Below are 11,510 nucleotides of genomic sequence, written 5' to 3' on the forward strand. Positions count from 1 at the left end.
CCAATCTCGTTTTTTAAAATAAGAAAAGGCTACTTGAGTTGTCAAATAGCCTTCCCTCAATGGCTCTTTACGAGCCTTCTGTTTGATTGATAGACTTGACTATCCTATCATGTTTTCTAAGGTCTGTCAAGAAAACCATTTTCAAGTTTTCACACCTTTCTCAAAAAGTTAAAAATTTTTCGCAAAAACGCTTGACTCTGACCTAGGGGGAGGGGTTATACTATCAATGTAATACTCTTCGAAAATCAAATTCAAACCACGTCAGCGTCGCCTTACCGTACTCAAGTACAGCTTGCGGCTAGCTTCCTAGTTTGCTCTTTGATTTTCATTGAGTATAAGGAGGAAATCATGTACCATATAAAAGAAGCTGCGCAGCTTTCAGGTGTCTCTGTTAAGACCCTGCATCACTACGATAAGATAGGGCTCTTGGTTCCGTTGAAGTCGGAAAATGGCTATCGAACCTATAGTCAGGAGGATTTGGAACGACTTCAGGTCATTCTGTACTACAAATATCTAGGCTTTTCTTTAGAAAAAATAGCAGAGTTATTAAAGGAAGAAAGGACAGATTTATTGCCCCATTTGACCAGGCAGTTGGACTATTTAACTCGAGAAAGGCAACATCTGGATACCTTGATTTCCACCTTGCAAAAAACCATACAAGAACAAAAAGGAGAAAGAAAAATGACCATTGAGGAAAAATTTACTGGATTTAGCTATCAAGATCATCAAAAATACCACCAAGAAGCGGTAGAGAAGTATGGACAAGAAGTGATGGACCAAGCGATCGAGCGCCAAAAAGGTCACGAAGACGAAGCTACGGCTGCCTTCAACCAAGTTTTTCGAACCTTGGCACAAAATCTTCAAGCTGGTTTACCTGCAACAGCAACTGAAAACCAAGAGCAAGCAGCCAAGCTCTTGGAAGCCATCCGTACTTATGGATTTGATTGTTCTGTTGAGGTATTCGGTCATATCGGCAAAGGCTACGTATATAACCCAGAGTTTAAAGAAAATATTGATAAGTTTGGACCTGGTACAGCCCAGTACACATCAGATGTCATTGCTCACTATGTCCAGACTCAGACAAAATAAAATCGGAGGAGTATTCTTCCGATTTTTTTCTAAATTCAAATACTACTTGCTTAATAATTTTTCTACTACATTCAGTTTTCGCATGGTCAAATCTACATTAAAAAGCTTTTCAAGATAGTTGGTATTAAGTTTCTTTTGTTTTGCAGTTCTAGGGAGATAGAGGTAGAGACAGTAATCGCCTACACAGATTTCTTCCTCGCCGTAGTCAGTTTTCAATTTTTCTAGTGGCAGACTTTGGATAAGTCCTTGATAAAGAATTACATGCACACGATCATGAAGGTAGTCTTCTTTAAATGGATTCTCATGAACAATCTTTTCAAAATCGTTCTTATTCTTGATAACCATTTTTAAGTCGGCCCCAATTTTTTCCTTTATCAAAGTATGAACGCGTTCTCGTGTTTCTTCTAAATCTGAGTCACTCTCAAGAATGATATTCCCACTTTGAATATAGGTTCGAACGTGTTGAAAACCAGCTTCTGTCAAAATATCTACCAAATAAGACATTTTCGGGATAGCATTTTTTCCATTAGGAGTAACGCCTCTTAGTAAAATAATATGTTCCAAAGGACTTCCTTTCTTATTTGGTATTTATTGGATTGGAGCCTGCCACCCAGCCGGTGCAGAGGGCAGAAGTGATGTTAAAGCCACCCGTGTGGGCGTTGATATCCAGTACCTCGCCAGCAAAGTGGAGGCCAGGGACTAGCTTACTTTCGAGGGTTTTGGGATTGATTTCCTTGAGACTGACACCGCCTTTGGTGACAAAGGACTTGGCAAGAGACATTTTTCCAGTTACAGGGATTTTGAGAGCCTTGATGGACTGGAGAAGTTGTTCGCGTTCCTTTTCAGTCAGTTGTTTGACTTTTTCAGGATAGCCTTGCACAAGAAATTCTGCCAAGCGTTCTGGAAGCAAAGTTTTTAAGGCATTTTTCAAGGATTTTTCACGGTTTTCTTCTAGAAATGCCACCAAGTCCTTTTCAGAAAGTTGAGGTAAGACATCCAAAGAAAGGACTTCACCTCCCTTGACAAAGCTAGACATGCGTAGGGCAGCAGGACCTGACAAACCAAAGTGGGTAAAAAGCAAATCATGAGTGATGACATGTTTGCCATAGCTTAAGGTCACATCGTCTAGTGAAATCCCCTGAAGCGCTTTGTGTGGAAAATCAGTCAACAAAGGACTCTCAGCAGCTTCAAGTTCAGTAATGGTATGTTTAAAATGACGGGCAATCTCATGACCAAAACCAGTCGAACCTGTAGAAGGATAGGATTTTCCGCCAGTTGTGACAATCAGTTTATTACAAGTGAAGGTTTGGTCTGCGGACTTAAGGACAAACTGGTCGTCTATTTTTTTAACCGAAACAATTTCTGTTTGAGTAGCAACTTGACCACCGAGTTCAGTGATTTTCTTTTCTAGCGCCTCGATAATGGTCCGAGACTTGTCACTAGCAGGAAAGACGCGTCCGTGGTCCTCGACCTTGAGTTTAACACCATTTTCCGTAAAAAAGTTGATGATATCGTGGTTATCAAACTGAGAGAAGACACTGTAAAGAAAACGCCCATTTCCCGGGATGCCTGCCATTAGGTCATCTAAGGTTCCATTGTTGGTTACATTACAACGACCACCGCCCGTTCCAGCTAATTTTTTCCCAAGTTTGCGATTTTTTTCGATGAGAAGAGTTTTCTGACCATAAAAGCTACTGGAAATCGTAGCCATCATACCTGCAGGTCCTCCACCAATGACAATAGTATCAAAATGTTTCATAGCTCTATTGTACCACAAAAAACAAGAGATGCTTGGCATCTCTTGTTGCTCATAATCTTAGTTAATTTCATATCCCATCAACAAACCGCCATCTTCTGCATAGAAACTACAGAGACCAGACGTCGGGATGATTTTGATATCCGCTTGTGGGAAAGTTTCCAGCAAGCGTTCTGACAATTGCTGACAGAATTTATCATTGCTGCGATGAGCCATGACGATACGGCCACCAGCGTAGCCAGCCTTGATGAGTTCTTCATAGGCTGCTTGAAGAGATTTTTTTGGTCCACGCGCTTTTTGGAGTAGTTCTAGGGTTCCAGTTTCACTTGCTTCCCCAACCATACGGATGTTGAGAAGGCCAACAACTGTACCGATAAGCTTACTCAAACGGCCATTTTTTACCAAGTTATCGACCTTAGCGAGGACAAAGAGCAACTTCGTTTTTTCTTGGTAGGCTGTAATAGCATTAACAATTTCCTCATAAGAAAGTCCTTGATCAATCAAGCTATTGATTTTATCGACAATCAAGTCAACCTCACCACCTGCAGACAATGTATCGATCACATGAATCTGAGTGTCAGGATGTTCTTCAAGGTGGATATTCTTAGCGAGTTGTGCACTATTATGGCTACCTGAAAGAGTACCAGTGATAGTAACGACAAAGATATGCTTAGCACCTTCAAATGCACGCAAGTAATCATCAGGGCTAGGACAAGCTGATTTTGAAGCCTCAGAAGTCGCATACATGGTTTCCATCATGTGGTCAATGTTAAGATTGGCATCATCGATAAAGACCTGATCAGCTACTTGAATGGTTAAAGGAACACTAACAAATTCCGTATCAATAGCAGGAGTTGCCAGTTGACGATAATCACAACCAGAGTCAGCTACAATCTTCCAAGTCATAGAAATTCTCCATCTTTGTCACTTATACATTGACAAAGGTTCTGTCTTTTTTTACAATTATATCATGAAAGCCCTTGAAACAAAAGTACCACCTCTCTGTTGTCACAAGTAGAAAGAAATTGTTATGTCTGAACGTAAAATATCTGAAAAATCTCTTGAAAATCTCAGAAAATCAAATCAAGAATCCAATTTTTTAACCAGAGAAGCAATCGAGACGGCTCTTTTGCAGCTTCTAGAGAAAAAAGACTTGGCTAAGATCAGCATTTCGGAGCTGGTCAAACGGGCGGGTGTCTCTCGTGCTGCCTTCTATCGTAACTATGACTCCAAAGAAGAGATTTTGGAAAGTGTTTTTAAACGCAGTGTCCATAACATTATGGAACAGTTGAGCCACTACGATGTCAAAACCGATCTTTATCTAGTCTGGGTACACCTTTTCCGCGCAGCTAAGAAAGAAGCCAAGGTTATCCAACTTGCTCTGGACTATCATTTGGAAAAGATTTTTGTCCAAGCCATGCAGGAATTTCTAGAAAAATACCACGGGAAATCAAAAGGTGTCAGTAGCTACCTTCATTCCTTTTGGAGCTCTGCCATCGTATCGGTTCTGCTCAAATGGATCAAGGATGGCATGAAGGTTCCAGCTGAAAAGATTGCAGATTTACGCTTGCCATTTTTCAAAAAATAGAGGATAAGGAGAAGACTTATGACAGAAAAAAGACTGGCTTGGGATGAGTACTTTGCAGCCCAGGCTTTACTGATTGCTAATCGTTCGACCTGTAAACGTGCCAAAGTGGGAGCTGTCCTCGTTAAGGACAATAAAGTCATTTCAACTGGCTATAATGGTTCTGTATCAGGAACGGAGCACTGTATTGACCACGAATGTCTGGTCATTGAAGGTCACTGTGTTCGAACCCTTCACGCCGAGGTTAATGCCATCTTGCAAGGAGCCGAACGAGGTGTTCCCAGAGGATTTATAGCCTATGTGACCCATTTCCCTTGTTTAAATTGCACAAAACAACTCTTACAAGTCGGTTGTAAACGTGTAGTCTATATCAATCAGTACCGAATGGATGACTATGCCCAGTACCTTTATCAAGAAAAAGGCACCGAGTTAACCCATTTACCATTAGAGACTGTTCAGACAGCTCTCCAAGAGGCAGATTTGATTTAAAAATTAATTAAAATAAATGGTTTAGAAAGCTTTTTAAACCGTTTTTTGATATAATAAGAAGAATAAATTGAAAGAAGGAACTCAGAAAATGGGAAAAATTGAAGTCATTAATCATCCACTCATTCAGCACAAATTGTCTATCTTGCGTCGTACAGACACTTCCACAAAAGCTTTCCGTGAGTTAGTAGATGAGATCGCAATGTTGATGGGATATGAAGTACTTCGTGATCTTCCACTTGAAGATGTGGAAATCGAAACACCTATCACAAAGACCGTTCAAAAACAATTGGCTGGGAAAAAATTGGCGATTGTCCCAATCTTGCGTGCAGGTATCGGGATGGTAGATGGCCTCTTGAGCTTGGTTCCAGCAGCCAAAGTTGGTCATATCGGTATGTACCGTGATGAAGAAACCCTTCAACCAGTTGAATACTTGGTGAAATTGCCTGAGGATATTGACCAACGTCAAATCTTTGTCGTTGATCCAATGTTGGCAACAGGTGGCTCAGCAATCTTGGCAGTAGATTCCCTTAAAAAACGTGGTGCTTCAAATATAAAGTTTGTCTGCCTAGTATCTGCTCCAGAAGGAGTGAAAGCTCTCCAAGAAGCACATCCAGATGTAGAAATCTTTACAGCAGCCTTGGATGAACGCTTGAACGAACACGGTTATATCGTTCCAGGTCTTGGAGATGCTGGAGACCGCTTGTTCGGTACTAAATAACCTAGAGAAGAGAGAAATTTAATATGGGATTTGATTGGGAGGAAATTTTAGGTGAGGAAGAAAATATTGCCGAAGCCTATGATGAACTAGTAAATAAAGCTATGGAAGATAATGATGACCTGTATGTATCTGGTGATTGGAATGGGGAGAATGTTCGTTTTAAACGTAAATGGTGTAATCATGAATTTTCTGAACAAGAAATAAATGATTTATTAAGTGGTAAAGAGATTCGTTTTCGATGTACTGTGACTAAAAATGAGCAGGATGTTATTGGGAAATTAGAGCATTTAGAATATAAGGGAACTAAGTACGTAGGTTTTTCTCCTTCTAATTGGAAAAAGTGATTTTTGATACTAAATTTAATGTTTGTTATAAATTAAATTTGACCTTTTTTGACCAAAAAGATATAATAGTTCTGTATTGAGTCGTAAGACTAAGAAAATTCAACATAAAAGGAGAAATGAATGATTCCTGTAGTTATTGAACAAACAAGCCGTGGAGAACGTTCCTATGACATATACTCTCGTCTTCTGAAAGACCGCATCATCATGCTAACAGGTCCAGTTGAAGACAACATGGCCAACTCCGTTATCGCCCAGTTGCTCTTCTTGGATGCCCAAGATAGTACAAAAGATATTTACCTTTATGTCAACACACCTGGAGGTTCTGTGTCTGCTGGTTTGGCAATCGTTGATACCATGAACTTTATCAAAGCGGATGTCCAAACAATCGTTATGGGGATGGCTGCATCCATGGGGACTGTCATTGCATCAAGTGGCGCAAAAGGCAAACGTTTCATGCTTCCAAATGCAGAGTACATGATTCACCAACCAATGGGTGGTACAGGTGGTGGTACCCAACAGACAGATATGGCAATCGCTGCAGAGCACTTGCTCAAAACTCGTAAGACTTTGGAGCAAATCCTTGCAGATAACTCTGGTAAATCAGTCGAGCAAATTCATGCAGATGCAGAACGTGATTACTGGATGAGTGCCCAAGAAACACTTGAATATGGCTTTATTGATGAAATCATGGCCAATAATTCTTTAAGCTAAGCAACCTAGAAAGCAAACTCGACGGAGTTTGCTTTTTTTGATATAATAGGAGAAGATTTCTTAGAAAGAGGATTCCTCATGTTTGAAAAAACAAATCGATCAGGATTAATCATCTATCTCTACTATAATCGAGATGCAAAAAAAATTCAGGAATACGGTGATATCTGTTACCATTCCAAAAAACATCGTTACTTGCAGCTCTATGTTCCAACTGAGGAGTTAGATGACTTAGTTGAGAGATTAGGTAAGGAAAGATATATCAAGAAAATTAGACGTTGCCATATTCAAGAGCTAGAAACTCCCTTCGTTGGCAATCTCTATCGTAACGAAGAAAACGTTATCATATAAAAAATTAAATAAATGTATTGACAATTTTCTGATAATTCGGTATATTCTTAACATACTATTTTTTGAAACAACTATAAGGAGATTAAAAATGAAGAAAAAATTTGCCCTATCTTTTGTGGCTCTTGCTAGTGTGGCTCTTCTTGCTGCCTGTGGAGAAGTTAAGTCAGGAGCGTCAAACACAACTGGAAATCCAGTAGACGAAAAAACAATCAAAATCGGTTTTAACTTTGAAGAGACAGGTGCTGTAGCTGCTTACGGTACAGCTGAACAAAAAGGTGCCCAACTTGCTGTAGACGAAATCAACGCTGCAGGTGGAATTGATGGAAAACAAATCGAAGTTGTGGACAAAGACAACAAGTCAGAAACTGCTGAAGCAGCTTCTGTTACAACAAACCTTGTTACCCAATCAAAAGTAGCAGCTATTGTAGGACCTGCGACATCTGGTGCAACTGCTGCAGCTGTAGCTAACGCTACTAAAGCTGGAGTGCCATTGATTTCACCAAGTGCTACTCAAGACGGTTTGACTAAAGGTCAAGATTACCTATTTATCGGAACATTCCAAGATAGCTTCCAAGGGAAGATTATTTCTAACTATGTAACAAACAAATTGAATGCTAAGAAGGTTGTTCTTTATACTGACAACGCTAGTGACTATGCAAAAGGTATTGCTAAATCTTTCCGCGAAGCTTACAAGGGTGAGATTGTAGCAGATGAAACGTTTGTAGCAGGTGATACTGACTTCCAAGCAGCCCTTACAAAAATGAAAGGGAAAGAGTTTGATGCTATCGTTGTTCCAGGTTACTACACAGAAGCTGGTAAAATTGTAAACCAAGCTCGTGGTATGGGAATTGATAAACCAATCATTGGTGGTGATGGATTTAACGGTGAAGAATTTGTTCAACAAGCAACTGCTGAAAGAGCATCGAACATTTACTTCATCTCAGGATTCTCAACTACTGTTGATGTTTCTGCAAAAGCTAAAGCTTTCCTTGAAGCATACCGTGCTAAATACAATGAAGAGCCTTCAACATTCTCAGCTTTGGCCTATGACTCAGTTTACCTAGTAGCAAATGCTGCAAAAGGTGCTAAAAACTCAGGTGAGATCAAGGACAACCTTGCTAAAACCAAAGATTTTGATGGTGTAACTGGTCAAACAAGCTTTGATGCTGACCACAATACAGTGAAAACTGCTTACATGATGACCATGAACAATGGTAAAGTTGAAGAAGCAGAAGTTGTAAAACCATAACATTAGAATAGTACTTGAAATGGGGAATGAGCCTTTGACTCACTCCCTGTTTCGGTGTTTATGAACTTGTGAAAATAATGAAATTTTCTAAAAAATAAGGATAGAAAAGAGTGAATGCTATGCTCCAACAACTTGTGAATGGTCTAATTCTGGGTAGTGTTTATGCACTTTTGGCTCTGGGTTATACCATGGTTTATGGAATTATCAAACTCATCAACTTCGCCCACGGTGATATTTATATGATGGGTGCCTTTATTGGTTACTTTTTGATTAATTCTTTCCAAATGGATTTCTTTTTAGCTTTAATTATTTCAATGGCAGGAACCGCACTACTTGGTGTTGTGATTGAATTTCTTGCTTACCGTCCTTTGCGACACTCTACACGTATTGCTGTATTAATTACTGCCATCGGAGTCTCTTTCCTACTGGAATACGGAATGGTTTATCTAGTAGGCGCCAATACTCGTGCCTTCCCTCAAGCAATTGAAACAGTCCGCTTTGACTTGGGACCAATTAGCTTGACAAATGTTCAATTGATGATTTTAGCAGTTTCTGTACTCTTGATGGTTTTATTGCAATTGATCGTCCAAAAAACAAAAATGGGGAAAGCCATGCGTGCGGTATCAGTTGATAGTGACGCAGCTCAATTGATGGGAATTAATGTAAATCGCACAATCAGCTTTACCTTTGCTTTGGGTTCAGCTCTTGCTGGTGCAGCAGGTGTCCTCATTGCCCTTTACTACAACTCTCTGGAACCTTTGATGGGTGTGACTCCGGGTTTGAAATCATTCGTTGCGGCCGTACTGGGTGGTATCGGGATTATTCCTGGTGCAGCTCTAGGGGGATTTGTGATTGGCTTGTTGGAAACATTTGCTACTGCCTTCGGTATGTCTGATTTCCGTGATGCTATCGTGTATGGAATCTTGCTTTTGATTCTGATTGTTCGACCTGCGGGTATCCTTGGTAAGAATGTGAAAGAGAAGGTGTAAACAATGAAGACAAATCTTAAAGTAAATATTCTCTGGTTATTCCTTCTGTTAGCGGGTTATGGATTGATTAGCGTACTGGTTTCTGCTGGTGTTCTCAATCTATTCCATGTCCAAATTTTAGAACAAATTGGGATTAATATCATCCTTGCAGTAGGTTTGAACTTAATCGTTGGTTTTTCAGGACAATTCTCACTTGGTCATGCAGGTTTTATGGCAATTGGGGCTTATGCAGCAGCGATTATTGGTTCAAAATCACCAACCTATGGTGCCTTCTTTGGAGCAATGGTCTTGGGCGCTTTGATTTCTGGTGCAGTTGCTTTGCTCGTTGGGATTCCGACACTTCGTTTGAAGGGTGACTACCTGGCTGTTGCGACACTAGGTGTTTCAGAAATCATTCGTATCTTTATCATTAATGGTGGTAGTTTGACCAACGGTGCTGCTGGTATCTTGGGTATTCCAAACTTTACCAACTGGCAAATGGTTTATCTATTTGTGGTGATCACAACTATTGCAACTCTCAACTTCCTACGTAGTCCAATTGGACGCTCTACTCTATCTGTTCGTGAGGATGAGATTGCTGCAGAGTCCGTTGGGGTAAACACTACAAAGATCAAGATAATCGCTTTTGTCTTTGGTGCCATTACAGCTAGTATTGCTGGTTCACTTCAGGCCGGTTTTATCGGATCTGTTGTTCCAAAAGATTACACCTTTATTAATTCCATCAACGTGTTGATTATCGTTGTGTTTGGTGGACTTGGATCGATTACTGGGACTATCGTTTCAGCGATTGTTTTAGGAATTTTAAATATGCTCCTTCAAGATGTTGCTAGCGTACGTATGATTATCTACGCCTTGGCTCTTGTATTGGTGATGATTTTCAGACCAGGTGGACTTCTTGGGACATGGGAATTGAGTCTATCACGTTTCTTTAAAAAATCGAAGAAGGAGGGACAAAACTAATGGCACTACTTGAAGTTAAACAGTTAACCAAACATTTTGGCGGTCTAACAGCTGTTGGAGATGTCACTCTTGAATTGAACGAGGGAGAATTGGTTGGTTTGATCGGACCAAACGGGGCTGGTAAAACAACCCTTTTCAATCTCTTGACTGGTGTTTATGAACCAAGCGAAGGTACTGTGACACTAGATGGTCATCTCCTAAATGGGAAAACTCCCTATAAGATTGCTTCACTTGGACTCAGTCGTACTTTCCAAAATATTCGTCTGTTTAAGGACTTAACAGTTTTGGAAAATGTTTTGATTGCATTTAGCAATCATCATAAACAACATGTCCTTGCGAGCTTTCTACGTCTACCAGCTTTTTATAAGAATGAGGAAGAATTAAAAAGCAAAGCTTTGGACTTGCTGAAGATTTTTGATTTGGATGGTGACGCAGATACTCTTGCGAAGAATCTGGCCTATGGCCAACAACGTCGATTAGAAATCGTTCGTGCTCTGGCAACTGAACCTAAAATCCTCTTTCTGGATGAACCTGCAGCTGGGATGAATCCACAAGAAACAGCTGAATTGACAGAATTGATCCGTCGTATCAAAGATGAATTTAAAATTACCATCATGCTCATCGAACACGACATGAATTTGGTTATGGAAGTCACTGAGCGTATCTATGTTCTTGAATATGGTCGGTTAATCGCTCATGGGACTCCGGATGAGATCAAGAACGACAAACGCGTTATCGAAGCTTATCTAGGAGGTGAAGCCTAATGTCTATGTTAAAAGTTGAAAACCTCTCTGTGCATTACGGTATGATCCAAGCAGTTCGTGATGTAAGTTTCGAGGTTAATGAAGGTGAAGTTGTTTCCTTGATTGGTGCCAATGGTGCTGGTAAAACAACCATTCTTCGTACCCTTTCAGGTTTGGTTCGTCCAAGTGCTGGTAAAATTCAGTTTTTAGGAAAAGAAATTCAAAAGTTGCCTGCACAAAAAATCGTGGCAGGTGGTCTTTCACAAGTTCCTGAGGGACGCCATGTTTTTCCAGGCTTGACTGTTATGGAAAACTTAGAAATGGGAGCCTTTTTAAAGAAAAATCGTGAAGAAAATCAAGCCAACTTGAAAAAAGTTTTCTCACGCTTCCCTCGTTTGGAAGAGCGTAAAAACCAAGATGCGGCAACTCTTTCAGGTGGTGAACAGCAGATGCTGGCTATGGGACGCGCTCTCATGTCTACACCTAAGCTTCTTCTCTTGGATGAGCCGTCAATGGGACTTGCCCCGAT

General features: G+C 40.3%; 15 protein-coding genes. 12 read left to right on the plus strand and 3 right to left on the minus strand.

The window, feature by feature from the left end; translation table 11 throughout:
* The first annotated feature begins 348 nt into the window (after window positions 1-348).
* Window positions 349-1,089 (plus strand): MerR family transcriptional regulator, encoded by a 741-nt coding sequence (locus SORDD27_RS01800; RefSeq protein ID WP_061427015.1) that lies wholly within the window; start codon window positions 349-351, stop codon window positions 1,087-1,089.
* 42 nt (window positions 1,090-1,131) lie between these two features.
* On the opposite strand, the gene SORDD27_RS01805 is transcribed toward SORDD27_RS01800, so the two are convergent.
* Genes SORDD27_RS01805 through SORDD27_RS01815 form a run of 3 tightly spaced genes read right to left on the minus strand, consistent with a single transcriptional unit; the run spans window position 1,132 to window position 3,751 of the window.
* Window positions 1,132-1,653, minus strand: coding sequence for a DUF1697 domain-containing protein (locus SORDD27_RS01805; RefSeq protein ID WP_061427017.1), 522 nt, complete (start codon window positions 1,651-1,653; stop codon window positions 1,132-1,134).
* Window positions 1,654-1,666: 13 nt separating this feature from the next.
* Window positions 1,667-2,848: an aminoacetone oxidase gene (locus SORDD27_RS01810; RefSeq protein ID WP_044021759.1), complete on the minus strand. Its 1,182-nt coding sequence runs from the start codon at window positions 2,846-2,848 to the stop codon at window positions 1,667-1,669.
* 57 nt (window positions 2,849-2,905) lie between these two features.
* Window positions 2,906-3,751 (minus strand): DegV family protein, encoded by an 846-nt coding sequence (locus tag SORDD27_RS01815; RefSeq protein ID WP_000219955.1) that lies wholly within the window; start codon window positions 3,749-3,751, stop codon window positions 2,906-2,908.
* Window positions 3,752-3,875: 124 nt separating this feature from the next.
* Between SORDD27_RS01815 and SORDD27_RS01820 the strand changes: the two genes are divergently transcribed.
* From SORDD27_RS01820 to SORDD27_RS01870, 11 genes are all read left to right on the plus strand, one after another.
* Window positions 3,876-4,433, plus strand: coding sequence for a TetR/AcrR family transcriptional regulator (locus SORDD27_RS01820; protein WP_000003897.1), 558 nt, complete (start codon window positions 3,876-3,878; stop codon window positions 4,431-4,433).
* Between the two features lie 18 nt (window positions 4,434-4,451).
* On the plus strand, window positions 4,452-4,919 hold the full coding sequence (locus tag SORDD27_RS01825; RefSeq protein WP_061427019.1) for a deoxycytidylate deaminase: 468 nt from the start codon (window positions 4,452-4,454) through the stop codon (window positions 4,917-4,919).
* A gap of 88 nt (window positions 4,920-5,007) precedes the next feature.
* Complete coding sequence (gene upp / locus SORDD27_RS01830; protein WP_000515974.1) at window positions 5,008-5,637, plus strand: uracil phosphoribosyltransferase; 630 nt, start codon at window positions 5,008-5,010, stop codon at window positions 5,635-5,637.
* A gap of 23 nt (window positions 5,638-5,660) precedes the next feature.
* On the plus strand, window positions 5,661-5,981 hold the full coding sequence (locus SORDD27_RS01835) for a hypothetical protein (RefSeq protein ID WP_049518960.1): 321 nt from the start codon (window positions 5,661-5,663) through the stop codon (window positions 5,979-5,981).
* A 120-nt stretch (window positions 5,982-6,101) separates the two neighbouring features.
* Window positions 6,102-6,692 (plus strand): ATP-dependent Clp protease proteolytic subunit ClpP, encoded by a 591-nt coding sequence (gene clpP / locus SORDD27_RS01840; RefSeq protein WP_000613467.1) that lies wholly within the window; start codon window positions 6,102-6,104, stop codon window positions 6,690-6,692.
* 78 nt (window positions 6,693-6,770) lie between these two features.
* Window positions 6,771-7,040: a YlbG family protein gene (locus tag SORDD27_RS01845; protein ID WP_000462100.1), complete on the plus strand. Its 270-nt coding sequence runs from the start codon at window positions 6,771-6,773 to the stop codon at window positions 7,038-7,040.
* Between the two features lie 88 nt (window positions 7,041-7,128).
* Window positions 7,129-8,289 carry an ABC transporter substrate-binding protein gene (locus tag SORDD27_RS01850; protein WP_033629440.1) on the plus strand — a complete coding sequence of 387 codons (1,161 nt, stop codon included), beginning with the start codon at window positions 7,129-7,131 and terminating at the stop codon, window positions 8,287-8,289.
* A gap of 119 nt (window positions 8,290-8,408) precedes the next feature.
* Complete coding sequence (locus SORDD27_RS01855) at window positions 8,409-9,278, plus strand: branched-chain amino acid ABC transporter permease (RefSeq protein ID WP_000941413.1); 870 nt, start codon at window positions 8,409-8,411, stop codon at window positions 9,276-9,278.
* 3 nt (window positions 9,279-9,281) lie between these two features.
* Window positions 9,282-10,238, plus strand: coding sequence for a branched-chain amino acid ABC transporter permease (locus SORDD27_RS01860; protein WP_000856262.1), 957 nt, complete (start codon window positions 9,282-9,284; stop codon window positions 10,236-10,238).
* Window positions 10,238-11,002, plus strand: a complete 765-nt coding sequence (locus SORDD27_RS01865) for an ABC transporter ATP-binding protein (RefSeq protein ID WP_001186013.1) — start codon at window positions 10,238-10,240, stop codon at window positions 11,000-11,002. The genes SORDD27_RS01860 and SORDD27_RS01865 overlap by 1 nt, the downstream gene beginning before the upstream one ends.
* On the plus strand, window positions 11,002-11,510 hold a 509-nt coding region (locus SORDD27_RS01870; protein ID WP_061427021.1), incomplete at its 3' end, for an ABC transporter ATP-binding protein. The genes SORDD27_RS01865 and SORDD27_RS01870, both read left to right, overlap by 1 nt.

It is taken from the genome of Streptococcus oralis (assembly GCF_001579025.1).
Classification (GTDB): Bacteria; Bacillota; Bacilli; order Lactobacillales; family Streptococcaceae; genus Streptococcus; species Streptococcus oralis_X.

What these genes read in the sequence shown, in the direction of transcription:
- SORDD27_RS01865 (WP_001186013.1), top strand. Translation starts at nt 10,238, where the DNA reads ATGGCACTACTTGAAGTTAAACAGTTAACCAAACATTTTGGCGGTCTA.
- SORDD27_RS01800 (WP_061427015.1), top strand. Translation starts at nt 349, where the DNA reads ATGTACCATATAAAAGAAGCTGCGCAGCTTTCAGGTGTCTCTGTTAAG.
- clpP (WP_000613467.1), top strand. Translation starts at nt 6,102, where the DNA reads ATGATTCCTGTAGTTATTGAACAAACAAGCCGTGGAGAACGTTCCTAT.
- SORDD27_RS01850 (WP_033629440.1), top strand. Translation starts at nt 7,129, where the DNA reads ATGAAGAAAAAATTTGCCCTATCTTTTGTGGCTCTTGCTAGTGTGGCT.
- SORDD27_RS01845 (WP_000462100.1), top strand. Translation starts at nt 6,771, where the DNA reads ATGTTTGAAAAAACAAATCGATCAGGATTAATCATCTATCTCTACTAT.
- SORDD27_RS01855 (WP_000941413.1), top strand. Translation starts at nt 8,409, where the DNA reads ATGCTCCAACAACTTGTGAATGGTCTAATTCTGGGTAGTGTTTATGCA.
- SORDD27_RS01810 (WP_044021759.1), bottom strand. Translation starts at nt 2,848, where the DNA reads ATGAAACATTTTGATACTATTGTCATTGGTGGAGGACCTGCAGGTATG.
- upp (WP_000515974.1), top strand. Translation starts at nt 5,008, where the DNA reads ATGGGAAAAATTGAAGTCATTAATCATCCACTCATTCAGCACAAATTG.
- SORDD27_RS01820 (WP_000003897.1), top strand. Translation starts at nt 3,876, where the DNA reads ATGTCTGAACGTAAAATATCTGAAAAATCTCTTGAAAATCTCAGAAAA.
- SORDD27_RS01860 (WP_000856262.1), top strand. Translation starts at nt 9,282, where the DNA reads ATGAAGACAAATCTTAAAGTAAATATTCTCTGGTTATTCCTTCTGTTA.
- SORDD27_RS01825 (WP_061427019.1), top strand. Translation starts at nt 4,452, where the DNA reads ATGACAGAAAAAAGACTGGCTTGGGATGAGTACTTTGCAGCCCAGGCT.
- SORDD27_RS01815 (WP_000219955.1), bottom strand. Translation starts at nt 3,751, where the DNA reads ATGACTTGGAAGATTGTAGCTGACTCTGGTTGTGATTATCGTCAACTG.
- SORDD27_RS01835 (WP_049518960.1), top strand. Translation starts at nt 5,661, where the DNA reads ATGGGATTTGATTGGGAGGAAATTTTAGGTGAGGAAGAAAATATTGCC.